Annotated in this window: 21 protein-coding genes; 16 read left to right on the top strand and 5 right to left on the bottom strand. The window is 63.8% G+C overall.

Translation table 11 applies throughout. From position 1 onward, the window contains the following. Window positions 1-23 precede the first annotated feature (23 nt). From AUR_RS11595 to AUR_RS11610, 4 genes are all read left to right on the top strand, one after another. Window positions 24-923: an NAD(P)-dependent oxidoreductase gene (locus tag AUR_RS11595; RefSeq protein WP_021471278.1), complete on the top strand. Its 900-nt coding sequence runs from the start codon at window positions 24-26 to the stop codon at window positions 921-923. Window positions 924-1,064: 141 nt separating this feature from the next. Next, window positions 1,065-2,534 carry a GntP family transporter gene (locus AUR_RS11600; protein ID WP_021471277.1) on the top strand — a complete coding sequence of 490 codons (1,470 nt, stop codon included), beginning with the start codon at window positions 1,065-1,067 and terminating at the stop codon, window positions 2,532-2,534. Beyond that, entirely contained in the window at window positions 2,534-3,409 is an 876-nt protein-coding gene (locus AUR_RS11605; RefSeq protein ID WP_062094658.1) for a class II fructose-bisphosphate aldolase, read from the top strand. The genes AUR_RS11600 and AUR_RS11605 overlap by 1 nt, the downstream gene beginning before the upstream one ends. Before the next feature lie 55 nt (window positions 3,410-3,464). After that, entirely contained in the window at window positions 3,465-3,857 is a 393-nt protein-coding gene (locus AUR_RS11610) for a DUF1304 domain-containing protein (RefSeq protein ID WP_062094660.1), read from the top strand. A 14-nt stretch (window positions 3,858-3,871) separates the two neighbouring features. On the opposite strand, the gene AUR_RS11615 is transcribed toward AUR_RS11610, so the two are convergent. Further along, on the bottom strand, window positions 3,872-4,291 hold the full coding sequence (locus tag AUR_RS11615; protein WP_031216166.1) for a VOC family protein: 420 nt from the start codon (window positions 4,289-4,291) through the stop codon (window positions 3,872-3,874). A 169-nt stretch (window positions 4,292-4,460) separates the two neighbouring features. Between AUR_RS11615 and AUR_RS11620 the strand changes: the two genes are divergently transcribed. Both AUR_RS11620 and AUR_RS11625 read left to right on the top strand, forming a co-directional pair. Then, the gene (locus AUR_RS11620; protein WP_021471273.1) at window positions 4,461-5,801 is read left to right on the top strand and encodes an acyltransferase family protein; all 1,341 of its coding nucleotides are present in this window, start codon (window positions 4,461-4,463) and stop codon (window positions 5,799-5,801) included. Beyond that, the gene (locus AUR_RS11625; protein WP_128397154.1) at window positions 5,798-6,154 is read left to right on the top strand and encodes a GNAT family N-acetyltransferase; all 357 of its coding nucleotides are present in this window, start codon (window positions 5,798-5,800) and stop codon (window positions 6,152-6,154) included. Before AUR_RS11620 ends, AUR_RS11625 begins: the two co-directional genes overlap by 4 nt. Before the next feature lie 3 nt (window positions 6,155-6,157). On the opposite strand, the gene AUR_RS11630 is transcribed toward AUR_RS11625, so the two are convergent. Next, window positions 6,158-6,760, bottom strand: coding sequence for a hypothetical protein (locus AUR_RS11630; RefSeq protein WP_062094661.1), 603 nt, complete (start codon window positions 6,758-6,760; stop codon window positions 6,158-6,160). A gap of 139 nt (window positions 6,761-6,899) precedes the next feature. On the opposite strand from AUR_RS11630, the gene AUR_RS11635 reads away from it, so the two are divergent. The 8 genes from AUR_RS11635 to AUR_RS11670 all read left to right on the top strand — a co-directional run bounded on the left by AUR_RS11635 (window position 6,900) and on the right by AUR_RS11670 (window position 19,258). Beyond that, the gene (locus tag AUR_RS11635) at window positions 6,900-8,513 is read left to right on the top strand and encodes a sigma-70 family RNA polymerase sigma factor (RefSeq protein ID WP_241650915.1); all 1,614 of its coding nucleotides are present in this window, start codon (window positions 6,900-6,902) and stop codon (window positions 8,511-8,513) included. Between the two features lie 380 nt (window positions 8,514-8,893). Next, window positions 8,894-12,433, top strand: a complete 3,540-nt coding sequence (locus tag AUR_RS11640) for a DUF11 domain-containing protein (protein ID WP_241650916.1) — start codon at window positions 8,894-8,896, stop codon at window positions 12,431-12,433. Continuing rightward, window positions 12,430-12,849: a hypothetical protein gene (locus AUR_RS11645; RefSeq protein ID WP_128397156.1), complete on the top strand. Its 420-nt coding sequence runs from the start codon at window positions 12,430-12,432 to the stop codon at window positions 12,847-12,849. Before AUR_RS11640 ends, AUR_RS11645 begins: the two co-directional genes overlap by 4 nt. 186 nt (window positions 12,850-13,035) lie before the next feature. Then, window positions 13,036-14,598, top strand: coding sequence for a pyridoxal phosphate-dependent decarboxylase family protein (locus AUR_RS11650; RefSeq protein WP_128397157.1), 1,563 nt, complete (start codon window positions 13,036-13,038; stop codon window positions 14,596-14,598). Next, the gene (locus AUR_RS11655) at window positions 14,595-15,929 is read left to right on the top strand and encodes a lysine N(6)-hydroxylase/L-ornithine N(5)-oxygenase family protein (protein ID WP_062094668.1); all 1,335 of its coding nucleotides are present in this window, start codon (window positions 14,595-14,597) and stop codon (window positions 15,927-15,929) included. The genes AUR_RS11650 and AUR_RS11655 overlap by 4 nt, the downstream gene beginning before the upstream one ends. After that, complete coding sequence (locus tag AUR_RS11660) at window positions 15,926-16,516, top strand: GNAT family N-acetyltransferase (RefSeq protein ID WP_062094670.1); 591 nt, start codon at window positions 15,926-15,928, stop codon at window positions 16,514-16,516. The genes AUR_RS11655 and AUR_RS11660 overlap by 4 nt, the downstream gene beginning before the upstream one ends. Then, window positions 16,513-18,390 carry an IucA/IucC family protein gene (locus AUR_RS11665; protein WP_062094672.1) on the top strand — a complete coding sequence of 626 codons (1,878 nt, stop codon included), beginning with the start codon at window positions 16,513-16,515 and terminating at the stop codon, window positions 18,388-18,390. The genes AUR_RS11660 and AUR_RS11665 overlap by 4 nt, the downstream gene beginning before the upstream one ends. An 82-nt stretch (window positions 18,391-18,472) precedes the next feature. Next, complete coding sequence (locus AUR_RS11670; RefSeq protein ID WP_062094674.1) at window positions 18,473-19,258, top strand: SDR family NAD(P)-dependent oxidoreductase; 786 nt, start codon at window positions 18,473-18,475, stop codon at window positions 19,256-19,258. 135 nt (window positions 19,259-19,393) lie between these two features. Here the strand turns inward: AUR_RS11670 and AUR_RS11675 are convergent, their stop codons facing one another. Further along, window positions 19,394-20,437 (bottom strand): FUSC family protein, encoded by a 1,044-nt coding sequence (locus tag AUR_RS11675; protein WP_021471262.1) that lies wholly within the window; start codon window positions 20,435-20,437, stop codon window positions 19,394-19,396. A gap of 178 nt (window positions 20,438-20,615) precedes the next feature. Here AUR_RS11675 and AUR_RS11680 point away from each other — a divergent pair, with 178 nt between their 5' ends. Further along, window positions 20,616-21,164, top strand: coding sequence for a GNAT family N-acetyltransferase (locus tag AUR_RS11680; protein WP_225740067.1), 549 nt, complete (start codon window positions 20,616-20,618; stop codon window positions 21,162-21,164). A 57-nt stretch (window positions 21,165-21,221) separates the two neighbouring features. Here AUR_RS11680 and AUR_RS11685 read toward each other — a convergent pair whose 3' ends face one another. Together AUR_RS11685 and AUR_RS11690 are read right to left on the bottom strand one after the other, a co-directional pair. Continuing rightward, window positions 21,222-21,845, bottom strand: a complete 624-nt coding sequence (locus tag AUR_RS11685) for an FMN-binding negative transcriptional regulator (RefSeq protein WP_062094676.1) — start codon at window positions 21,843-21,845, stop codon at window positions 21,222-21,224. A gap of 22 nt (window positions 21,846-21,867) precedes the next feature. Next, window positions 21,868-22,800 carry a DMT family transporter gene (locus AUR_RS11690; RefSeq protein WP_062094678.1) on the bottom strand — a complete coding sequence of 311 codons (933 nt, stop codon included), beginning with the start codon at window positions 22,798-22,800 and terminating at the stop codon, window positions 21,868-21,870. On the opposite strand from AUR_RS11690, the gene AUR_RS11695 reads away from it, so the two are divergent. Further along, the gene (locus AUR_RS11695; RefSeq protein WP_062094680.1) at window positions 22,799-24,208 is read left to right on the top strand and encodes an aminotransferase-like domain-containing protein; all 1,410 of its coding nucleotides are present in this window, start codon (window positions 22,799-22,801) and stop codon (window positions 24,206-24,208) included. The genes AUR_RS11690 and AUR_RS11695 overlap by 2 nt on opposite strands. The last annotated feature ends 4 nt before the right edge of the window (window positions 24,209-24,212 follow it).

Here is a 24,212-nt window from a genome sequence, read left to right on the forward strand (position 1 = left end):
AAACACCTTCAACGGAGAACATCATGACCAGCAACTACACCGTTACCGTCCTCGGCCTGGGTGCCATGGGCCTGCCGATGGCAACCCGCCTTGCATCCGAGCTGACCGTCCACGGCTTCGACATCGCCGAAGCCCGCCTGGATCTCGCCGCCGCGGCAGGCATCAAGACCTTCAGCACTGCCCGCGAAGCCTCCGAAGGCGCGGACGCCCTGCTCCTGGCGGTCCGCAACGGCGAGCAGCTGAACGACGTCCTGTTCGGTGAGAACGGCGTGGCTCCCGTCCTGAAGCCGGGCGCCGTCGTGATCCTCGGCAGCACCGTGGGCACCGAGGCCATTCCGGCAACGGTGGCCAAGCTTGCCGAATACGGTGTGTCCCTTGTTGACGCCCCGCTGTCCGGTGGCCCGAAGCGCGCCGGGGAAGGCGACCTCCTGATCGTCGTCGGCGCAGAGCCCGAGGCGCTCGGGAAGGCCCGTCCTGCCCTTGAGCTCCTTGCCTCCACCCTCAGCATCGTTGGCGACAAGCCCGGTGACGGCCAGGCCCTCAAGACCGTCAACCAGCTCCTGTGCGGCGTCCATATTGCCGCTGCTGCCGAGGCCATGGCCCTCGCCGACGCGCTTGGCCTTGACCAAGCCAAGACCCTCGCCGCGCTCGAAGCCGGCGCTGCGGGATCCTTCATGCTCTCCAACCGCGGCCCGCGCATCCTGGAGGCCTACACTGAAGAAGGCGCCGAAGTCCTCAGCCGCCTGGACATCTTCGTCAAGGACATGGGAATCGTCGGCAAGGCCACCCGCGCCGCCGGCCTGGCTGCTCCCGTCGCAGCCGCCGCCGAACAGCTCTACCTCCTCGGCCAGGCCCAGGGCCTCGCCGCTGCCGACGACTCCGCCGTCATCAAGGTTGTGGCACCCGCCAAGCGCACCGCCTAAGCGGAGCCGCAACCCCGCCAGCGTCCGCATGGGCGCTTCAGCACCTCAGTAAAACCCGCGACGACGGCGGTCCCCCCTCCGTCGTCGTCGCCACCTTTCGCCGGTCCCCGGACCGGTATGTCATAGGAGACATTTCCCCCAATGAACCCCCTCATTAACTCCTTGATGGTTCGCGCGGCCGACGCGCCCGCCATCAAACCCGCAGTGGAGCTGGGTACTCCGCTGCTGCTGACCATCGCCGCTGCAGGCATCGCACTGCTGCTGGTGCTGATCATCCGCTTCAAGATCCAGGCATTCGTCGCACTCCTGGCCGTCAGCATCCTTGTAGGCGTCGCGGCGCAGATCCCGCTGAAGGACATCTTCACGGTGGTGACCACGGGTGTGGGCAGCACCATGGGCAAGGTTGCGCTGCTGATCGCCCTCGGTGCCATCCTTGGCCGCATGATCGAGGTCTCCGGCGGCGTGCAGTCGCTGGCCACGCACTTCACGGAGAAGCTTGGCGCCAAGCGGGTAGCCATCGCGCTGACCGCGGTCGGCTTCCTTGTTGCCATTCCCGTGTTCTTTGAAGTGGGCGTCATCGTCCTCGTCCCGATCGTCTACGCCTTCGCCAAGATCGCGAACGTGCACCCGATTAAGTTCGGCCTGCCCATGGCCGGCATCATGCTGTCCATCCATGTGGCCGTCCCGCCGCACCCGGGCATCGTTGCCGGCGCCGGCGTCTTCGGCGCCGACATCGGACTCATCACGCTTATTTCGCTCATCATCTGTGTCCCGCTCGGCTTCCTGTCCTACTGGGTTGCCAGCATCATGAACCGCAAGGAGTACGAGTTGCTCCCCGGCGTCAAAGCACAGGTGGAAGAGTTCGGCTCGGCCGAAACCCTGGTTCACGTAGGCCACGACGGGCCCGGAGCCCGCGCCATCGCTCCTCCGCGTCCCGGCCTGATCATGTTCCTGATCGCCGCTCCCATCGTCCAGATCCTCCTTGGCACCGTCGGCACGCTGACCATCCCCAAGGACAACTACTGGTACGGAGTGGCGTCGTTCATCGGCAACCCGTTCTTCGCTCTTCTGGTTGCCGTTGCTTTGTCCTTCTTCCTGCTGGCGGTCCGCCGCCACTGGTCCCTGAAGGAAACAGGAGAGATCTTCGAAGGCGCACTTCCTCCCGTCGCATCCATCCTCATGGTTGTTGCAGCCGGTGGCGTGTTTGGCGAAGTCCTCCGCACGTCCGGCATCGGTGCCGCACTGTCCCACACCCTGGACAGCCTTGGCCTGCCGGTGATCGTGCTCGGCTTCATCATCTCCCTCGCCCTCCGCGCCGCGCAGGGCTCGGCAACCGTCGCAATCGTCACGACGACGGGCCTGCTCACCTCCGCGGTCATGGAAGGCGGCTACTCGCCGGCCCAGATCGCCGTGATCGTGATCGCCATCGGGTTCGGTTCGCTCGGCTTGTCCCACGTTACGGATGCTGGCTTCTGGACCGTGGTCCGCTACTACGGCCTCACCGTGTCCGACGGACTCAAGACCTGGACCGTCCTCACCACCATCCTGGGCTTGGCCGGCTTCGCCCTGACGTACGTGGCGTGGATCCTCGTGGGCGGGCTGGGCCACTGATGCGTGCCCAACTCGACCAGCTGGTCAGCTCTGCCCTGGCCTCCGGATCCGCCGTTCCCGCTTTCACGTGCTACGACTTCACCACCGCCATGGCCGTGGTTTCGGCGGCCGAGGAAGCACGGTCAGGCGTGATCCTGCTGGTAGCCCCGAAAACCGCGGCAACGCCCAACGGGCTGCGGCTCATTACAGCCTTGCGGGGACTGGCAGACAATGCCGGTGTTCCGGTCTCCGTGCAGTTGGACCACGCCTCCGACCTGCAGGTCATCCGTGACTCCGTGAATGCCGGTGCGGACGCCGTCCTGGCCGATGGTTCGTCCCTGGCCTACGAGGACAACATCGCCCTGGTTCGCGAAGTCCGTGCCATGCTCGACGCCGACGGCCATGCCGACGTCGTCATTGAAGCGGAGCTGGGTGGCTTGGCAGGGGACGAGGACCGGGCGTTCGGCGCCTCGGGTGAAGCCCCCGACGCCGGTCCTTCCGTTGCGGGTTTGACGGATCCGGAGCAGGTGAGCGACTTCGTCGGGCGAACCGGCGCGCAGTTGCTGGCAATTGCGGTGGGTAACGTGCACGGAAAGTACACGGGCGAGCCCAACATCCGCTGGGACGTCCTGCAGGACGTCGCCGCCCGGACCGATGTTCCGTTGGTGCTCCATGGCGCGTCCGGCATTCCAGCCAGTGAGCTCTCCAAAGCGTCCGCCATGCAGGTGGGCAAGGTGAACTTCAACACCGAGCTCCGCACCGGGATCCTCGCCACGCTCGAGGCTGAGACCGCGGCGCACCGTGCGGACGGCGAGAACCTGCAAGGCTTGCTGGCGCGTTGGAACGGCTCGGCATGGTCGTTCGCCGGTGCCACGCTGGCGATGTTGAACGCCTGACGGCAAGCGCACCAACAGTCCTCAAACGGGGACGAGGGGAGGCTAGGATCAACTCATGATCCTGGCCTCCCTGATTTTTGCCCTGGTGGCAGCGTTGTTGCACGTCTACATCTTCACCATGGAGTCCATCACCTGGACCAAGCCGGCCACTTGGAAACGCTTCAGCATCACATCGCAGGCGGACGCCGTAACCACCAAACCGCTCGCGTACAACCAGGGCTTCTACAACCTCTTCCTCGCAGTCGGGGCTCTGGCAGGCATTGTTGCCATCTGGGCCGGGGCTCCGCAGGTTGGCTGGACCCTCGTGTTCAGCTCGTGCGGATCCATGCTGCTGGCGGCCCTGGTCCTCGCGGCCAGCGGGCGGAAGTACCTCCGCGCCGCGGTGCTTCAAGGCACAACCCCGCTGCTCGCCGTCGTGCTCGGGATTGTGGCCCTCCTGCTGCCGTAGAGAAGTCCTTGCCGCTAGGACGCGGGCGGACCATCCTGGGCTGCGGCTTGGTCCATCCAAAAGACTTCCCAGTGGTGGCCGTCGAGGTCCCGGAATGCGCGGCTGTACATGAACCCGAGGTCCTGGGCGTCATAGGTTTCCGTACCGCCCGCTTCCAATGCTTTGGTGGCAAGCGCATCCACAGCTTCACGGCTGTCGGCCGAAAGCGCAACGATGGCCGCCGTCGAGTTGTGAGTGTCGGCGATGGGTTGCTTGGTGAACTGGGAGAACTTGTCGTGCGTCAGGAGCATGGTGTAAATCGTGTCGCTGAAAACCACGCAGGCTGCGGTTTCATCCGTGAAGTTCGGGTTGATGGTGTATCCGAGTGCGGTGTAGAAGGCCTTGGACGCCTCGAGGTCGCTGACAGGCAGGTTCACAAAAATGGAAGTTGTCATGGCTTTGATCCTGCCGGTTGCAGGTGGCTCCGTCCAGACTTGGTCCACGTTTTGTGGACAAGGATCATGAGCCGTCCCTCCACAACGGCAGCCCCCCGGACTCTGGTCCCACCAACCGCTCGGGCGGACAATGGTGTAGCACCACAGAGCATGCATCCTAGGGAGAGCCATGGAAAGGGCAAGGCAGAGTCAACCTGCGCAGCGCGACCCGGCAATCGACCTTGTGCGCTTTGTCTGCCTGCTCTTGGTGGTAGTGGCCCATTGCATGATGGTCAGCCCGGTACTGCACCGGGACGGAACAGTCACCACTGAGAACACCCTCATGGAGCAAGCGTGGTTCACGCCGGTGGTGTGGCTCCTGATGATTGTTCCTCTGTTCTTCGTCCTGGGCGGCGTCACCGGGCTGCAGTCATGGCGGCGCTTGAAAGCGCGGGGTGGCACAGGCTTTGACTTCGCACAGCTCCGGCTCCTGCGGTTGGTCCGGCCTGCCATGGCTTTGCTGGCCCTAATGTGGGCGGGGCTGTGGGCGGCACTGCTGCTGGGCGTCCATCCGCAAGTGATCCAGCTGATGACTACAGGCGCCGCAATGCCGCTCTGGTTCCTTGCGGCGTTCCTGACCGCGCAGCTCAGCATCCCCCTGCTGGCCCGTCTCCATGACCGGCACCCGCTGGCGACCTTCGGGGCGCTCGTTGCCCTGATCATCGCCGTCGATTCCTTGAGGGGCGCCATCCCCTTGCTGGCCTTCACCAACCTGATTTTTGTCTGGTGCGCGGTGCAGCAACTGGGCTTCTTCATGGTGGACGGCTATTTTGAGCATCGCAGCCGTCCGTGGTTGCTCGGGATGGCGGTCTTCAGCAACCTCCTGCTCGGGCTTGCCACCGGGGTGGGCCTCTATCCAGGCAATATGGTGGTGAACATCAACCCGCCCAACCTGTGCCTGCTGCTCCTGGGCGTATCCCAGGCGGCAACGCTTCAGCTGCTCCGGCCCGGTGTGCGCTGGCTCGGCTCCGTACGCTGGGTGCAGCGGGTCGTTGCTGTTGCCGGTCGCCGTTCCATGACGGTCTACCTGTGGCATCTTCCCCTCCTTGTGGGCATGTCCGCGCTCCTGTTGCTGACCGACTTTCCAAAGCCTTCAGCCGGCACTGCCGAATGGTGGTGGGCGCGGATCCCCGTGTTCTGCGCGGTCGTGGGCCTCTTGCTACCTACCGTCGCGCTTCTTGGACGCCTCGAGGACCGTCCGACGGCGGCCAGTCACGCCCGGGGCCCCTCCAGGATCGCAGTGGTAACTGCCGCCGTCGTCGTTTTTGTTCCCGTCGCTGACGCCGCGTTCAACGGCCTGACGCTGGCGCTGCTGGGTGGCGGAGCTGCCTGCTTCGCGCTCGCGGTCCTGCTGCTTGGCAGGGTCCCGACGCCGGTGCTGCCGCCGGCTCCGGTGGGAGCTTCCGGCGAGCGGAACCACCAACTCTCCGCATTGCCAGAGCAGGGTTTACGTGCCAATCTCGAATCATGACCGAGCAAACCGACTCCTTGGCAGACTCGTTCCGCGCTGGCGTGACCACAGTGCGCAACGACCAATTCCACCGCTACGAGCTGCGTGCCGACGGTGAACTGGCTGTGATTGCCCAGTTCATCAACCGGCCCGGTCACATCGATTTCACGCACACGGAGACCAAGCCCCAGTTCAAGGGCCAGGGGCTGGCCAAGGTTCTGGCGCACTTTGCACTGGACGACGTGGTGGCATCCGGAAAGCGCATCATTCCCCACTGCCCGTATATCGCTGCCTACCTGCAGAAGCACGAGGGTTACGAGCTGGACGTCGACTGGCCGGCGGAGAAGCCGGTGGGGGAACCGGACAACGAGTAGGCCCTAACCCAACCGCCCGGGACGTCGACGGGGCTTTAAGGAAGAACTGCGGCTGGAAGGGCGATAGGCCACCTCCGGGCGCGCTGGACCGGACATCCATCCCGTAGGCGCTCCGTTGAGCGAAACGATCGCGTCGTGTTCGTCGGCGATAATTTCGCCGCGGCACGTGGCTTGCACCTGCATCGCACTGATCAGGCTGCCTCCGTGGAGGTGGTCCGCATCAGTGACCCTGTACGAGAAAGTCCTCATCATGGTCTGGCCCGGCTCCAGGCTTGGTACCTCCAACTCCTCGGATCCGGGGTTCGAGGTGTAGTTGAGCGAGTCCATGCCCTCGTTGGTGAAGGATCGCGGAATGAGGCGCACTTGCCTTAGGTGGCTGCGTGAGTCATTGGTGACCCATGCGGTGAAGATGACCGTATCGCCAGGTACGGCGTGCGTCCTGTCAGCCCTGTAAAGGAGGGCCACCCGGCCGGCATGCTTCTTGCGGCTCAAGGCTCCGGAACGCCGTCCGGGCAGGCCTCTCGCAACCTTTTCCGGCCGTCCCGGCGTGCCTTGATTCAGGGCGCGGACGAGCTTCAGCGTGTGGCGGTTACCGCGGAGGTCCATTGATCCTCGATCCACTTGGGGGCGTGATATTCCCCTTAGTGGGCCTTAGGGGCGAATCGTGACGCAGATGACGCGATCGTATTATCCGGTTACGCATCTTGTTTCAAGTGGCCCGCAATCTGATGTAACACTATTGTTTGTGGATCAAGTATCGGAGGTCGGGGGTGACGGTGGTGCCCCGACCTTGGCGTTGGATGATTACACCGACCCCCAGGCGATCGCCCTGGTGCGGGAAGGCAGCCAGGAAGCCTTCGATGTCCTGTACCGGCGCCACTTGAACGCAGCCCTCTATGTCGCGCGGACGCAGGCTGACAATTTCAGCGATGCGGACGACGTCGTGGCAGAGGCCTTCGCTTCCATTTACCAGTCGTTGACTGAGGGCAAAGGCCCCAAAGAGTACTTCCGATCCTATCTGCTCACCGTCGTTCGGCGCACAGCCCACGACCGGAACCGCAAGTCGCGCCGAGTGCCGGTTGCGGGTGACAACGGCGTTCTGGACTCCGTCGTTATAGATGAAGACCGCATCATCAATGAATTCGAGTCAGCCGTCATGGCCAAGGCGTTCAGGTCATTGCCCGAGCGCTGGCAGGCAGTCCTGTGGCACATCGACATTGAAGGCTTGAAACCGGCGGCTGCGGCTCCTTTCATCGGGTTGAGCCCGAACGGCGTGTCGTCACTTGCCCTCAGGGCGCGGGAGGGCCTGCGGCAGGCGTACCTTCAGTTCCACATCGGCGGATCACCCGACGACGGGTGCGCAGAGTTCTCCAGCCAGTTGGGGAAGTATGCGCGGAACGCCTTGAAGCGCACTACCCGCGAAAAAGTGGACGCGCACTTGGCCGGCTGTGCCAAATGCACCGCCTTGCTCGTGGAACTCAACGACATTCAAAGCGGCATGCGCACGCTCCTGTTCCCGCTGCTCACGGGTGTTGCCTTCACTCCCGACGTCGTGGCGGCCTACTTGTCGGGGACAGCACCCCTTCCCGGAGGGACGTCTGTAGCAGCGGCTTCCAGTGATGCCCGGAGGTCCGGGAGCCCGGGAAAGATCACCGCCGCGGTGGTGGCGGGAGCCCTCGCTATTGCCGGGCTGGCTGCTGCGCTGGTCCCCACCGGTTCCGAGACGACGGCCGCACCGGACTCCGCGACAGAAGCACCGCCCGCGGTCGTCGAGCCTTCCGCCACGCCTTCCGGCCGCGCCGAACCGCCGGCTGCCACCCCGACGTCGGTCCCTCCTGCGGCGGCCCCCACGGAACCTGCGGCGTCCCCGGCTCCGCGGCCCGCCGTCGTCGTGGTCCCGATTGCGCCCGCTGCTCCAAGGGCGGCATCGGTTGTGGACTCACCGGTTGTTCTTTCGACGTCGACGCCCGCACCATCGAACGCAGCCTCCGTCCCGCCTGCCCGAACCGTTGACGCGACTTTCACCGCGGTTCGCGGTTCCATTCCCACGGAAAGGGAACTGAACCTCGTGTTCTCGCTGACGGGCAACGGGCCTGCGGAATCCGCCGAGGCAATCTTCAGCCTGCCGGAGCAAGCCACGTTTGTTGCCGGCAAGACCACCAGCCCCGCGGGATGGACATGTTCCAGCGCGGCGGAAAACAGCCGGCAGGTCCGGTGTGCAACTCCTGCTCTTGATCCTCACGGCCTGGATTTCAAACTTGTGGTCGCCATGCCGGTAGCCGCGGACCGGGGCACCCTGCATTACCAGTTCGGCGGCCAGGGCATCGTCACCAAGACATTCAGCAACGCCTTTCATTAGCCAGCGCCTCGCGAATCCGGCCGCCAGACATGCCATCACCTCGTGGGTTGGCTGAATTAACCAAAAAACTTCGAAATTCGCGACACGAAAGCTGTCTTGCGCCCACAGATAAGTGGTGAGCCGACTGTCGGTCTCTACTGCTGAAGTATGCCGCAGCTTTCGGCGACACGAGTCTCCCGAAACCGGCGCTAGCCAGGTGGCGTGCAACCACCGAAATGCCGGAGCCGTGAAGTCCGCTCCGACCCAGCGGAGAGGACTTCTCATGGCCGGGAGAAGTAAGCGAGCCCATGAGACATTCCTTACCCATGAAGCTGCTGGCAAGTGTGCTCGCCACAGCTGTCTTTTCGATGGGGCTGGGTGGTGCATTAGCGTCATCAGCCTTGGCAACAACCCCAGGGGCGCCGGGTGTCGCACAATCCGGCACCGTTGTCTTCAACGAGGACTTCGAAAATGGGACGGATGACACCGCGCTTGGAGCCCAGTCCTATTCCGCCTCCGGATCAACCGCCTACACCGGGGCCTCAGGACAGATGTACACGGGGTCGCCTCAATGGATCAACGGGATTCGATGCAACGGCGTCATCCTGAGCCAGGACAACACCACCACACCCGCCTGGGCCGTCTCCGGAAGCGCCGGTACAGCCTCGAACAACCGTTGTGCCGATTCCAGCGGTGTTCGCAGCTACCAGTTCCTGCGCATGCTGGCGCTGGCCATGGGCCAGGAATTCACGCCCAACTCGCCCGCCACGAACCATGTAAACAGCTCGTACACCGAGTGCCGGTCCACCAGCACATCGAGTGGCACGTGCGATACCCTCCCCACGGGGCCCACCGACGGTCTCATGTTCAAAACAGCGGCGCCTATCGCAGTGGCTCCCGGTCACTACTACACGTTCGGTGTGGATACGGCGTACATGAACTGTGGCTTGCCGGCGGGGGACCCCTCCTATCAATTCGCACGGAGCGACGAACTCGGAAACGTGACACTAATCGGCGCTCCCCTCAACGGCTGCCAATCGACAACGGATCCCAATGTCACCTCATCCGAGCAAGAAGTAACCAGCAACGTCGGCGGCGTCTTCGGCACTGTGACCAAGTCGGTCCGCATCAATTCCATGACCTCCGACGTTGCCTTCCAGGCAACCACCGAGTCGCTGGGCCTGGAGATGTGGAACACGAATGGAACCACCGACGGCAACGACGGTGCCTTTGACAACGTGCGCTTGGTTGATGTCACGCCGCAGTTGGACAAGTCCTTTACCCCGGGCCTTATCGGTCCGGGCGGGACGTCCACCCTCACCCTGACAGTCACCAACACCGATGAACTCAATGCCAAGAGCGACTGGACCATCACGGACACTCTCCCTGCCGGCGTCGTCGTGGCCGATGTGCCGAACCTCGGCGGAACCTGCGTCCAGGCGCCGGGAACCGACCCGTTCCTGACGACGGCCAATCCCGGCGGCAACGTCATAACGGTGACCGGCGGAGATCTGGCCTCCCGAATGGTGTCCTGCACTATCACCGTGGATGTCACCGCCGCGGCCGAAGGCACGTACGTCAACGGTCCTGCCAACATCGCGACCAACCTGAACCCGCCGGCGGACGCCAGTCTGGTGGTCCGCGCTCCCCGCCTGGCACTGAGCAAAGCACTGGGCGCTGAACGAACGGCAGCCGCAGACCAGTTCACGGTTGAAATCCGTGAGGGCTCCGCCACGGGAACGGTGGTCAATAACACAGCTAACTCAACCACCACCGGCTCGGGCGCTGCCGTCTCGGCTGGTACCGGGGTTACGGGTCAGTATGTGGCCAACGCCGGTAGTACGTACTATCTCACCGAGTCGGGCCCCAACCTGTCGGGATACGCCAAGGCCATTAGTTGCACGGATGCCAACGGTTTGCAGACAGGCCTGCCTCGCCGGGCAGCTTTCGGTGGTTCGTTGGAGTTGGTTCCGGTGGCCGGGGCGGATATCAGTTGCGTGCTGACCAACACAGCCGTTCAGGCCCCTCAGTTGACGTTTACCAAGATGGCCAACCCGTCCGGGATACAGTCCCCGTCGCAGGTTGGTGACGTGATTAGCTACACGTTCACGGCCGCGAACAACGGTAACGTCGCGCTATCGGGCGTAGTCATTGACGACCCCCTGGCCGGCCTTTCGCCGTTGGTTTACGCCTGGCCCGGAACTCCTGGAACGCTGCTTCCGGGCGAGACTGTCACAGCGACGGCAACGTATGCGATCACACAGGCCGACGTCGACGCCGGTCACGTTGCCAACTCAGCGGTAGCTACTGGTAATCCTCCTACCGGGCCTCCGTTAACGACGCCGCCGTCGGGTACGGATACTCCGTTGACCAAGGCTCCGGCGTTGCAGTTCAGCAAGATGGCGGATACTTCGGCGATCCGCAAACCGGCCGTTGTTGGTGACGTCATCACGTACACGTTCACCGCAAGGAACACGGGCAACGTGAAGCTGACCAACGTGTCGATCGACGATCCCCTGGCAGGCCTTTCACCGTTGGTTTTCAGCTGGCCGGGAACTCCCGGTGAGCTGTTGCCGGGCGAGTCGGTCACGGCGAAGGCCACGTACGCGATCACTCAGGCCGATATCAGCGCCGGTCACGTGGTCAACTCGGCGACGGTCACAGGCGCTCCGCCCACAGGTCCTGCTGTGACGCCGCCTCCGGGAACGACGGACACTCCGCTGACTCCGGCCCCGGGGCTGCAGCTTACGAAGACGGCTGATTCGAGCAGCGTTCAGGATCCGGCCAAGGTCGGTGACGTCATCACGTACTCGTTTGCGGCGAAGAACACCGGAAACGTGAAGCTGACGGATGTGACGATCGATGATCCGCTGGCTGGGCTGTCCCCGCTGGTTTTCAGCTGGCCGGGCAACCCGGGGGAGTTGTTCCCGGGCGAGTCGGTCACGGCGAAGGCCACGTACGCGATCACCCAAGCGGACATCGACGCTGGCCACGTGGTCAACTCGGCCACGATCACTGGTGCTCCGCCCGCAGGTCCCGCTGTGACGCCTCCTCCGGGAGTAACGGATACCCCGTTGACCTCTGCCCCGGCGATGGAATTCAGCAAGACAGCCACGGCCGCGGCATCTGATGGACCGTCCCGCGTGGGCGATCACATCGTCTACCGGTTCACGGCCAAGAACAACGGCAACGTGAAGCTGAACAAAGTGTCGATTGATGACCAAATGGAAGGATTGTCGGCTCTGACCTACGTCTGGCCGGGCACCCCGGGGGAGTTGCTCCCGGGCGAGTCGGTCACGGCAGAGGCAACGTACACGGTCACGCAGGGGGATATCGACGCCGGTCACGTCGCCAACCTGGCGACCACCACGGGAACGCCACCTACGGGTCCCGTAGTTGCACCGCCAGCTGCCGGCACCGACACTCCGTTGTCTCCAGACGCGGGTTTTGCGTTCTTCAAGACCGCTGACGGTTCCGCCATCGGAGATCCCGCGAAGGTCGGTGACATTATCACCTTCAACTTCACGGCGAAGAACACCGGCAACGTTGTCCTGACGGACGTCGCCATCCGGGACGCGATGCCCGGTTTGTCCGCGCTGGATCACCGCTGGCCTGGAACTCCCGGCGTGCTGAACCCGGGTGAGACGGTCACTGCCAAGGCGACTTATGCGATCACCCAGGCGGACATTAATGCCGGCCAAGTGTTCAATACGGCCACGGCGTCGGCAGGTTCGACAACGGGAAGTCTGGTGTCAACGCCGCCGGCAAACGTTGTGATCAACTTCCCGACGACGGAGGCGACGGGTCCGGACCGGGCTGAAGAACCGCTGGCCTTCACAGGTGTTGTCCTCACCGTGCTACCCATCAGTGTTCTGATAGTTGGCGCTGGCTTGGTCCTGTTCCTTGTGGGACGCCGTAAGAAGCAGGCAGCACGTCCATGAAGAAGTCAGTCGCGTGCATGACAGCGCTACTCATGTCGGCAGTGCTTGCCGGCTGTTCGTCGTCTGGAAGCGGCGGCCAGTCGCCGTCGAACACTACAACGCAAGCGGCTACTACTGGTGAGGCAAAGCCGGCGAACCCGGGCACCGGGATCATCGAAGCCGCCAAGATGACCTCCTGTGATACCGCCACCGGCAAAGTGACAGCCAAGGGGATCGTGACTCCGCCGGACGGCATCAAGGGCACCGTCAAGGTCTCGGTGAGTTGGGTGGACCCGGCAACCTCGGTAGTACTGGCACGCGGCGAGCGATCGTTCACGGGTGCTCAGCCGGGGAAGGCTTTGGATTGGTCGGTTGAAGCTGAAATCGCCAAGCCAGGGACAGAGGCCAAGTGCGTCCTCGGAGCCAGCGTGCTGTAGCGCGCTGCTCAAAAGCGCGGGCTCTTGCAGTGGGGCCTGTGCGGCGCTGGAAGCGGCTGTCCGGATCACCCTCCGGGCGGCCGCTTCTCTTTGACTTCGGAAGCAATTAGGTCACAAGAGTTTGACGTTAAGGTAAACCTAAGTAAGGTGTGCCTATGCTAACTAGTGCAACGGAAGGAAGCTGACGTGACGTCACCAACTGTCGAGGAGCGGATAGCTCAGGAGCAGGATTTCGGCTCCAAAGTGGAGCTGGCTCTCGCTGCCACCAGCCAGCTGTTCAACGCGCGAAATTCGCCCAATTATGTGGCGCAGGTTCTGCAGGGCGTCAACGCTGTTTCCACAAAAGTGCAGCGAACCGCCCGGCCGTTCACCGGCGTCGCACCTTCAGCGCTGAAGGCGAAAGTGGAAGCCGTGGACCTGGACCGTCCCCTGCCGGATACGGCTGCAGCCCTCGACGAACTCGACGATCTTTACCTCAAGGACGCCATCTACTTCCACGACGCCCGTTACGCGGCGCACCTGAATTGCCCTGTGGTCATTCCGGCACTTGTGGGCGAAGCAGTCCTTTCTGCCGTGAACTCGTCCATGGACACCTGGGACCAAAGTGCCGGGGCCACCATGATCGAACGCCGCCTCATCGATTGGACTGCTGAGCGGATTGGTTTCTCCGCAGAGGCCGACGGCGTGTTTACCTCCGGTGGAAGCCAGTCCAATTTCCAGGCGCTGTTGATCGCGCGCAACCAGGCGGTGGCCAAACTCCGTGCGACCAGCCCCGAAGTGCGCCTGCCGCACCTGCTGGATCGCCTCCGCATTTTCACCTCCGCAGACAGTCACTTCAGCATCCAGAAGTCGGCCTCCATGCTCGGCCTCGGATTCGACGCGGTGATCGCGGTTCCCACCTCCGAAGACCACCGCATGGATCCCGCTGCGCTGGCGGCAGCCCTGGCGGAAGCGCACGATGCCGGGCTGGTGCCCATGGCGGTTGTGGCCACTGCGGGGACCACCGACTTCGGTTCGGTGGATCCGCTTGCCGAGGTGTCGGCGCTCGTCCGGGCCTACGATTCGTGGCTCCACGTCGACGCTGCCTACGGCGGAGGATTGCTCGTCTCGCGCAGGTACCGGCATCTTCTTGACGGCATCCACGTGGCCGACTCGGTGACCGTCGATTTCCATAAAACGTTCTTCCAGCCGGTCAGTTCCAGCGCGGTGCTGGTCCGGCGCGGTGCCATGCTCGGCCATGTCACCTACTACGCCGACTACCTGAATCCGGAAAGTGCGGCCAAAGCCGACATTCCCAACCAGGTGGACAAGAGCATCCAGACCACCCGCCGCTTCGATGCGTTGAAGCTTTGGCTGACACTCCGGATCATGGGGGCGGACGCTATCGGCGTGCTGTTCGACGAGGCGATCGAGCTCGCTGGCCGCGTGGGCACACTGCTGGCTGAGGATGCAGAATTCGAACTGGCTGCCGCACCGCAGCTCAGCACCCTGGTGTTCCGCTACCGCCCGTTCGTGGATGGAGTCGCCCTGAACGACGATGCCGCGGACCTTCTCAACCCGGCAATCCGCGCAGCAATCTTCGCTTCGGGTGAAGCCGTAGTGGCCGGCACCAAGGTGGCAGGGCATCACTACCTCAAATTCACCCTGCTCAATGCTGAAGCATCCCTGGGGGATATCCAGGAAATCATTGAACTCATCCGCCGGACGGGCGCCGGCCTGCTCTCGAACACTACGGAGGCCGCTGCATGAGCACCCCGGACAAAGGCAGGATCTACGACGTCGCGGGAATCGGCGTCGGGCCCTTCAACCTGGGTCTGGCCGCGCTGAGTGAACCGGTGGAGGAGCTGGACTGCGTGTTCCTTGAGCGTCGGGACTCGTTCGACTGGCATCCAGGCATGATGCTCGAGCCTGCACACCTGCAGGTCCCCTTCATGGCCGACCTCGTAACCTTGGCCGATCCGACGTCGCCGTATTCGTTCCTGAACTTCCTGAAACAGACAGGGCGCCTGTACCGCTTCTATATCAGGGAGAACTTCTACCCGCTCCGCGCCGAGTACAACCAGTACTGCCAGTGGGTAGCCGGCCAGCTCGATTCCGTCCGTTTTGGCACGGATGTGCTGGATGTGGCCTACGACGACGGCGTGTACCGGCTTTCGGTGCAGGGCCCGGATGGCGCTGAGGTGCTTCGCTCCCGACGGCTGGTCCTCGGCACGGGTACCTCGCCGTACATTCCAGCGTCCTGTGCAGGGGTAGTCGACGGCGGGGGACTCGTCCTCCACAACGCTGAGTACCTGTCGAGGAAGAGTGAGGTGCAATCCAAACGGAGCATTACGATCGTGGGCAGCGGACAGAGCGCGGCCGAGATCTACTACGAACTGCTCCAGGAAATCGACGTCCACGGCTATCAACTCAACTGGGTCACGCGGTCCGGGCGCTTCTTCCCCTTGGAGTACACCAAGCTAACGCTCGAAATGACGTCCCCGGAGTACGTGGACTACTTCCACTCCCTGCCGTCCGAGCAGCGTGACTCATTGATCAGGAACCAGAAAAACCTCTACAAAGGCATCAACTCGGACCTGATCGACGATATCTATGACCTCCTGTACACCAAGAGCCTTTCCGGGATGGTGGACACCCGGCTGCATACGCATTCTGCACTGAACGCTGCCGAATGGGATGCGGGCAGGAGGACCCATACACTCCAGCTCCGCCACGAGGAACACGGACGCGACTACCAGCTGGAGTCCGAAGCCGTGGTGCTGGCCACCGGTTATGCCTACAGGGAACCGGCATTCCTGGCCGGCATCAAAGACCGCCTCCGCCGTGACCACAAAGGGCGGCTCGACGTCGACCGTAACTACGGGACCGGCGTCGAACCCGGCGAAATCTTTGTACAGAATGCGGAACTCCACACCCACGGCTTCGTTACCCCGGACCTCGGCATGGCCGCGTACCGCAATTCCTGCATCCTGCGTGAAATCACGGGCCGGGAGATCTACCCGATCGAGCGCAGCATCGCTTTCCAGCAGTTTGGCGCACCTGCCGCAGTGCAGGCCGAAACCGTAGGGGCACGTGTATGAGGTTCACGTTCCGTCCCGTCGATCCGGTAGCCGATGCACCCGTCCTCCACAGCTGGGTGAGCCGGGAGTACGCGCGGTTCTGGGGCATGGCCGGATGCACGGAACAGGACGTTGTTGAGGAGTACTCAGGCATCGCCGCCTCCGGACACCACCAGGCATTCCTGGGGCTCGACGGCGGAGTGCCCGCCTTCCTCATGGAACGGTACCTTCCGGAAGCGTCCCCGTTGGCGGACGTCTACGAAGTACAGCCCGGGGACGTGGGAATGCACCTGCTGGTATCGCCGCCGAGCGGAACCCCTCAATCCGGCTTCACCACGTCCGTCATGCAAGCCGTGATGACAGAACTCTTCGATGATCCCGGAACCCGGCGGGTCGTCGTCGAGCCTGATGCCCGGAACCACAAGATCCATCTCCTCAACCAGAAGGTGGGCTTCCGCCCGCACGGCGTGGTGACTCTTCCCGCCGTCGACCCTGCTGAGGACCACAAGCAGGGGCTCCTTAGCTTCTGTACCCGCGAGGACTTTCTCGCCACCCTGACCCCGATTCCGGCCGTGCCCGCCGCGGCGACCAAAGGAGAAACCCAGTGACAAGCACAGCCGAGGCCGCAACAGCACAGTCGCCGGTTGCCCACCTGACGCCGGAGCGTTGGGCCGTTGCCAACAGGCACCTGGTCCGCAAAGCGCTCGCAGAGTTCTCGCATGAACGCATCCTTGTTCCCGAACTCATCCGCGAAGAGGCGGACGGAATTGGTCTCTACAAGGTGGTGAGCGACGACGGTTCAGTGGAGTACCGCTTCCGCGCCCGGGTCTTGGAACTGGAGCACTGGTCCGTGCTCCCGGACTCGATCGGCCGGCACGGGGATGGCGGGAAGCTGCCGCTGGATGCCTTGGATTTCATTGCCGAGTTCCACCAAACGCTCGGCATCGGGATGGACATGCTGCCGGTGTATCTGGAAGAGATCAGCAGCACCCTGGCCGGCCACGCGTACAAGCAGGGCAAACCCTTCGGGTCCGTTGAACTGGCCGCCGGCGTGACGGGTGGCTCGGATGTTGCGGCTGACTTCCAGGCAATCGAGCACAGCATGGCCGAGGGCCACCCCTGTTTCGTGGCCAACAACGGGCGGTTGGGTTTTGGTATTGAGGATTACCACGCTTTTGCACCCGAGACCGGGGCTACCGTCCAGCTGCAGTGGATCGCGGTCCATCGGTCCAAGGCCGTGTTCACGTCGAGTGCCGGTTTGGACTACAAGGCGCACTTTGAAGCGGAATTGGGCCCGGCTACCGTGGCTTGGTTCAACGCGGGGCTCTCCGCCTCAGGGCTGGATCCCGAGGACTACTTCTTCATGCCGGTACACCCCTGGCAATGGGACAACAAACTCACTGTGACTTTTGCTGCGGAAATCGCACAGCAACACATCGTGCACCTTGGCCATGGCGAGGATTCTTACCAGGCCCAACAGTCCATCCGGACGTTCTTCAACGCCACCTCGCCCGGGAAGGCCTACGTGAAGACCGCGATGTCCGTGCTGAACATGGGCTTCATGCGAGGGTTGTCGCCGCAGTACATGAAGGCCACGCCGGCCATCAACGACTGGCTGCAGGAACTGATCACCAAAGACCAGGAGCTCCAGGACCGGGGCTTGGCCATGATCAAGGAAAGTGCGGCGATCGGCTACCGCAACGACTATTTCGAGGCTGCGTCGGCCAAGGATTCGCCGTACCGGAAGATGCTCTCTGCCCTGTGGAGGGAAAGTCCCCTGCCATTGCTTAAGGATGGCCAGCAGTTGGCAACCATGGCATCCCTGCTGCACGTCGATGCTTCCGGCGCCTCGATGGTTTCGTCGCTGATTGCGCGCTCCGGGCTGGAGCCCACGCAATGGTTGCGCCGCTATTTCGACGCGTACCTTGTGCCATTGGTGCACTGCCTCTACAACTACGAGCTCGCATTCATGCCGCACGGCGAGAACGTGATCCTGATCCTTGAGGACGGCGTACCGGTGCGGGCGATCATGAAGGACATTGCCGAGGAAATCGTGGTGATGGGGGACAGGCTGGAACTGCCCGGGGAAGTTTCCCGCATCAAGGCAGAGATCCCGGCCGAACAGATGGTGTTGGCAATCTTTACGGACGTCTTCGACTGCATCTTCCGCTTCCTTTCCGCGATCCTCGTTGAGGACGGAACGATGCGCGAAGACGAGTTCTGGGGGACTGCTGCATCGGTGCTGCGGGAATACCAGGCCCGCCACCCCGAACTCGCCGATCAGTTCGACAGGCACGACCTCTTCGCCCCGGACTTCGAGTTGTCCTGCCTCAACAGGCTGCAGTTGCGGAACAACCAGCACATGCTGGATATCTCCGATCCCTCCGGGGGCCTCCAAATGGCGGGACGTTTGGCCAATCCTCTGGCAAAGTTCGCCTGTACCTCGTTTCGTCCCCTCGCCCTGAGCCGAGTTGACACTTAATGACAATCCGCCGCGCCAACATTGTCATTAAGTGTCAACTCGGTGGGGTGGCGGAGGAGTTGCGGGACGCTAGGGTAGGGCCATGACCACTCGAGCCAACGAACTCACTGCCCTTGTCACCGGAGCCACCGCCGGCCTGGGCGCGGAGTTCGCCCGCCAGCTTGCCGAAGCCGGGCACCATCTGGTCCTGGTTGCCCGCGATGAAGAGCGACTCAAAGCCAAGGCCGAGGAACTCGAGCGCGACTTCAGTATCTCGGTGGAGGTGTTGCCGGCGGACCTGACCTCCGACGTCGGGGTTTCCGCAGTGGCGGACCGCCTGCGGGACGCAAGCAGGCCCGTGGACGTGCTGGTGAACAACGCGGGGAGCGGGCTCTTGAAGTCGTTCGAGGACAACGATCTTGAGGAAGAGCGGGCGCACTTGCGCCTCCACGTCCAGACTCCCATGGAGCTATGCCACGCCGTCCTTGAGGTCATGTTGGCGCGGGGCAAGGGCCGGATCATCAACGTGGCCAGCGTGGCGGCCTTCGCCAACCGGGGCAGCTATTCCGCGGCCAAAGCCTGGCAGGTGACATTCAGCCGCTGGGCGAACACCGCTTATGCAAAGTCAGGCGTACAGGTCACCGCAGTCTGCCCGGGGTTCACCCACACGGAGTTTCACGATCGCATGGGCATGGATAAGTCCGTGGCGCCGCGATTCCTCTGGCTGAAGGCCGAGCGGGTGGTTCGTGAAGGCCTCGAGGACAACGCCAAAGGCAAAGCTGTGTCCATCCCGACGCGGAGGTACAAGGTGGTCACCTTCTTCGCGCGCGTCCTCCCGGCAAAGCTGACCGCAGGCCCGCCGAGGCGCCCGGCGAAGACGGAGGACTAACGGCCCAAAGCTGGTAAATGCCCCACATGAAGTGGGACATTTTGGGCATCGCCCCTTGAAGTGGTCGCGATTTCTGCAGCGCTTGAGCAGGGAACAGTGCCAGACGTCCGTGACGTGACTGACAACGGAGTCGGTTTAGCGCCGCCGCTGCACCACCACGGCAACGGCAATTCCGATGACCGCTCCCACGAACGTCTCAACGGCCCGCTCCAGCACCAGCACTCCCGGATCCATGGGTGCCGCCAGCTGCGCGATCAGCAGGATTACGGGGGTGAAGAACACCATGGCCCAGCCGTAGTGCCTGGCCATGAACAGCTCGGTGGGGAACTGGCATAACATCACGATCACCGCGAGTACCACCGGGCCGTGGCTTGGGAAGTACTGAAGCGGCGACACCGGACTCGGGAAAAGCACGACGGCGACCACCCCCAAGCCGAGGAACGTCCCCACGATCCTGTGGATGCCCCGGTGGACCCGGCTTGGCAGATCGGCACCGGCCAGCGGGACGGCCGCTGCTGCCATGGCCCAGTGCGGGTGGCCGCTGCCACTGAGTACGCCGCAAACCCCGGCCGCGCTGACTGCAAGGACGTAGCGCGTCGCATGGACCAGGGCTGACTGCCGTAGAGGCCCGCGCAACAGTGGTACGTCCCGGACCGCACCCCGTTCCCATGAGCGGGTTCGCAACCACCCCGCAAAGCCAACCACGATCGAGAACGCTGCCGAGGCAGCACCGATGAGCACCGCCGTCGTAAATGGAACGCTGGTCGGCACCGAGGCGCAGGCGCCCAAGGCAAGGATTCCGAAGAACGGTCCTACGGGCCTTAGCTTCGCGGCATCACAGAAGAAAGAGCCGGCCCCCGCGAAAAGCGTAGCCACGAGCACGAGCCACCACGAATGAATATGGTTGACGGACAGGAAGGTGCCGATGGACAACCCGCCCACCAGCAAGAGCGCCGCCTGTGCTTGGTGCCTGAGCCGAAGTTGGTGCGATTCATTGCGTCCGTACATGCCTGTCAAGGCACCGAACACCGCGTACATCATGAGCTCGGGCCGGCCGATGGCAATGAGGAAGAGTCCAGGCACAACCACGCTGAGCCCGACGCGTACGGCCGATAGCCTGTCGTTGTTCGCCGGACCGATCCGGTGAAGTTCCCGGGCGTGCGTCATGAACACGGACATGGGAACACCACCAATCATCAAGGGCTTGTGGGCTAAAGGCTCACGTCCGAAAATTATCAGGATTGCCGCGCGAGCTGCCATAAGCCCGGTCACAACGCGTAGCAAGGACTGTCAGAGGAATCTGGAAAGATCGAGATATGCCCGTAGCTTTCGTCTGCAGAACCCGCTCCACCATGTCGTGGCAGGCCCCTGCAACACCGGATCCGGGCCGATGATCCGGCTGGCGCATTCGGATGACCTCGGGCAGCTGCAGACCATTGAGCGCGCCGCGGGGGAGGCCTTCCGTTCCTTGGGCATGGACCAGATTGCCGACGACGAACCCTTTCCCGTGGACGTGTTGCAGGAGTATGTCTCTGCGGGACGGGCCTGGGTTTACGTCGACGGCCTCGACTACCCCGTGGCCTACATCCTTGTGGACGTGGTGGACGGAAACGCCCATGTGGAACAGGTGAGTGTTCACCCGGACCAGGCCCACCAAGGCATCGGCCGGGAACTGCTCCATGCCGCCCGGGTTTGGGCGAGGGGCCACGGCATGCACCGGCAGACCCTCAGCACCTTCCGGGACGTTCCTTGGAACGCGCCGTACTATCGCCGCCTCGGTTTTGAGGTGTTCGACGCCGGACTGTGGGGCCCGGAGCTCACCCGCCTGATGGAGCATGAGGCGGAGTTGGGACTGACGCGCTGGCCGCGGGTGGCGATGTGGCGCCCGGTGGTCCCGCCCGCGTAGGCTCCGCCACCGCAGGCGAATGCGCCTTGGCCCCTCCTGGACGCCTCATTGCCGAGTCTATGAGTTCCGTGCCCGCTCAACGTCGGCTGCGCTGGCAGCGTCGCCTACCGACCGGAGTCCGGCGATGACGCCTTCCACATCAGCCGGCGTCCGGTTTTGGCTGAGTTTCGCTTTCACCTCCACGCGCGTCATCACAAGCTCGACGCCGACTATCGCCTTCAGCTGCCCGGCAATAAAGCGCTGCGGTGCTTCGTCCACCGACCAGGGACGGGCCATCGCCGACTCGTGGTGATCCGAAAGCTGCCGGACGTGCTTTCCCAGCCACTCGCCGTCGTCATGGATCACCAGCCGGCCGTAGACGTGCGCGGTGGAGTAGTTCCACGTGGGAACCACCCGTCCATGCTCGGCCTTGGAGGCGTACCAGGAGGGGGAGATGTAGGCGTCCGGACCTTGAAGGATCATCAACGCCTCACCCGTCACCGGCGTTGACCATTGGGGATTGTTGCGCGCCATGTGGGTTTGCAGGGCGCCGTGGTCCCCAACGGAGGGGTCGTAGATGAAAGGCAGGAGCGTGGCGAGCAGGCCGTCCGGTGTCATGGTCACGAGGTTCGCGGCCCCGGAGTTGCGGAGCAGCGCCTCAATGGCCTCTTCGGAAGCGGCGAAGTGGGCGGGGGTGTACATGGAAGTGTCCTTTCGGCTTGGGTTAGGGGCGCGACGGCGGCGCGAGCCTCACGCGCACGGCGGCACCTGCGCAGAGGATCACCATGAGACCGCCGATGACGGTGGTCAGGGTGAGGGACTCGCCGAGCAGGAGAGCTGCCCACGCGATGGTCATGACGGGCTGTACCAACTGGATCTGGCTGACTTGGGCCATGGGCCCGATGGCAAGCCCGCGGTACCAGGCGAAGAAGCCGAGGAACATGCTGACCACGCCTAAATAGGCAAAGGCCGCCCATCCGGCCGGCGTCGTGGAAGGGAAGCCAGACGCCAGCGACATGGCTGTCAACAGGATCATGACCGGGGACGCCACCACCAGGGCCCAGGAGATGGTCTGCCACGAACCCAGTTCGCGGGCCAACAGGCCGCCTTCCGCGTAGCCGATAGCGGCGGCTACAACGGCTCCGAGCAGGAGAAGGTCAGCCCAGTGAAGTGACTCAAAGCCGCCCGACTGCGCCAGGGCGAAAACCACTGCGGCCACCACGCCCACCCCCGTGAGCACCCAGAACAGGGGCCTCGGACGTTCGCGTCCCCGCATGACGGCCACGGTCGCTGTTGCTGCCGGGAGAAGGGCAATGACCACCGCGCCGTGGCTCGCGGAAGTGCTGGTCAGGGCAAAGGTGGTGAGTAGCGGGAACCCGGCCACGATTCCGCCGGCTACTACTGCCAGGCGCAACCACTGCATGCCTTGGGGAAAGCGTTGCTTGGTGATTGCCAAGGCAGCGGCAGCAAGGGCGGCGGCTATGACTGCCCGGCCGGCTCCAATGAACAGGGGCGACATCCCATCCACGGCCACCCGTGTGAAGGGAACCGTGAAGGAGAAGGCGAACACGCCCACAAGCCCCCACCAAATTCCGGATGCGGTTGGCGTGGGTAACGCTGGCGACTGAATGAGAGTAGCGCTACTATTATGGTTCATGAACAACGATAGCAGTTCACGGATAGTCTCGCGACTGAAAGAGTGGATTGCCGCAGCCGCCCCCGGGGCCCGAATGCCTTCTACCCGCCAACTCGTGGCGGAGTACCAAGCGAGCCCTGTGACAGTACAAAAGGCACTGAGGACACTCACCGCCCAAGGGCTTATCGAGAGCCGTCCCGGCGTTGGAACGTTCGTCCGAGCCTACCGCACCGCGCGTCCGGTGGATTATGCGTGGCAGACGGCTGCCCTTGGCGCGCTCCAGGCACCCAGGCTAACCAACACCGCTGCGATGCGCAGTGCGTCCAATGATGTGATTGCTTTCCACTCCGGGTACCCGGCGCGTGAGCTCCTCCCAGAGAGGCTGGTTCGTTCGGCACTGACGCGTGCGGCGCGTGGCGAGGCCGCGTTGTCCAGGCCGCCCGTCGCGGGTCTGCCGGAGCTGCAGTCGTGGTTCGCGCAGGAGCTTAGTACCTCAACGCCGGTTGGCGTGACGCCGCCCCAGCCCGGCGACGTCGTCGTGCTTCCCGGAAGCCAAAGCGGCCTGAGCTCGATCTTCCGCGGCCTGGTGGGTCACGGCCAGCCGCTGCTGGTGGAGTCGCCCAGCTATTGGGGCGCGTTGCTTGCGGCCGCGCAGGCGGGTGTCCGCGTGGTCCCGGTACCGAGCGGGCCGGACGGTCCTGACCCCGCACAGCTGTCCCGTGCTTTCGAAGAGACGGGCGCCCGCATGTTCTACGCCCAACCCAACTTCGCGAACCCAACCGGTGCCCAGTGGTCGGTTCGGCGCGGCGAGGAAGTCCTGGACGTGGTGCGGGCCCATGGCGCTTTCCTTGTGGAGGACGACTGGGCCCACGACTTCGGGATCACCGCCCCATCCGTACCGGTAGCCGCGAAGGACGACTCAGGGCACGTTCTCTACATCCGCTCGCTGACCAAAAGCGTGTCCCCGTCCATCCGCGTGGCGGCGGTGGTCGCCCGCGGCCCGGCCCGGGAGCGGATCCTTACCGCGCAGGCCGCTGAGTCGATGTACGTCAGCGGCCTCCTGCAGGCGGCCGCGCTCGACGTCGTCACCCAGCCCGGGTGGCAAACCCACCTCCGGGGAGTCTCGGCCCAGTTGCAGTCGCGGCGGGATCTTCTGGCCACCAGCCTCAGCGAACACATCCCGGAGGCCCACCTGACGCACCTGCCCAAGGGCGGCCTGAACCTCTGGTTGCGGCTTCCGGACGGGGCCGACGCCGATCGCCTCACCAAGGATTGCGAGGCGGCGGGCGTCCTGATCGCCGCAGGTTCCGAGTGGTTCCCTGCCGAACCCGAAGGGCCGTATGTCCGGCTCAACTATGCCGGGCCCAACCCGGGAGCGTTCCCGGAAGGGGTGCGAATTATCGGTGGGGCGCTGAAGCGGCAGAGGTAGTTTG

The sequence above is a fragment of the Paenarthrobacter ureafaciens genome, from assembly GCF_004028095.1.
Taxonomy (GTDB): Bacteria; Actinomycetota; Actinomycetes; order Actinomycetales; family Micrococcaceae; genus Arthrobacter; species Arthrobacter ureafaciens.

Excerpts from the sequence above, each read along its gene's own strand:
- AUR_RS11620 (WP_021471273.1), top strand. The coding sequence starts at position 4,461 with ATGGAAAGGGCAAGGCAGAGTCAACCTGCGCAGCGCGACCCGGCAATC.
- AUR_RS11655 (WP_062094668.1), top strand. The coding sequence starts at position 14,595 with ATGAGCACCCCGGACAAAGGCAGGATCTACGACGTCGCGGGAATCGGC.
- AUR_RS11660 (WP_062094670.1), top strand. The coding sequence starts at position 15,926 with ATGAGGTTCACGTTCCGTCCCGTCGATCCGGTAGCCGATGCACCCGTC.
- AUR_RS11625 (WP_128397154.1), top strand. The coding sequence starts at position 5,798 with ATGACCGAGCAAACCGACTCCTTGGCAGACTCGTTCCGCGCTGGCGTG.
- AUR_RS11610 (WP_062094660.1), top strand. The coding sequence starts at position 3,465 with ATGATCCTGGCCTCCCTGATTTTTGCCCTGGTGGCAGCGTTGTTGCAC.
- AUR_RS11695 (WP_062094680.1), top strand. The coding sequence starts at position 22,799 with ATGAACAACGATAGCAGTTCACGGATAGTCTCGCGACTGAAAGAGTGG.
- AUR_RS11685 (WP_062094676.1), bottom strand. The coding sequence starts at position 21,845 with ATGTACACCCCCGCCCACTTCGCCGCTTCCGAAGAGGCCATTGAGGCG.
- AUR_RS11600 (WP_021471277.1), top strand. The coding sequence starts at position 1,065 with ATGAACCCCCTCATTAACTCCTTGATGGTTCGCGCGGCCGACGCGCCC.
- AUR_RS11675 (WP_021471262.1), bottom strand. The coding sequence starts at position 20,437 with ATGTCCGTGTTCATGACGCACGCCCGGGAACTTCACCGGATCGGTCCG.
- AUR_RS11690 (WP_062094678.1), bottom strand. The coding sequence starts at position 22,800 with ATGAACCATAATAGTAGCGCTACTCTCATTCAGTCGCCAGCGTTACCC.
- AUR_RS11670 (WP_062094674.1), top strand. The coding sequence starts at position 18,473 with ATGACCACTCGAGCCAACGAACTCACTGCCCTTGTCACCGGAGCCACC.
- AUR_RS11605 (WP_062094658.1), top strand. The coding sequence starts at position 2,534 with ATGCGTGCCCAACTCGACCAGCTGGTCAGCTCTGCCCTGGCCTCCGGA.
- AUR_RS11615 (WP_031216166.1), bottom strand. The coding sequence starts at position 4,291 with ATGACAACTTCCATTTTTGTGAACCTGCCTGTCAGCGACCTCGAGGCG.
- AUR_RS11630 (WP_062094661.1), bottom strand. The coding sequence starts at position 6,760 with ATGGACCTCCGCGGTAACCGCCACACGCTGAAGCTCGTCCGCGCCCTG.
- AUR_RS11645 (WP_128397156.1), top strand. The coding sequence starts at position 12,430 with ATGAAGAAGTCAGTCGCGTGCATGACAGCGCTACTCATGTCGGCAGTG.
- AUR_RS11595 (WP_021471278.1), top strand. The coding sequence starts at position 24 with ATGACCAGCAACTACACCGTTACCGTCCTCGGCCTGGGTGCCATGGGC.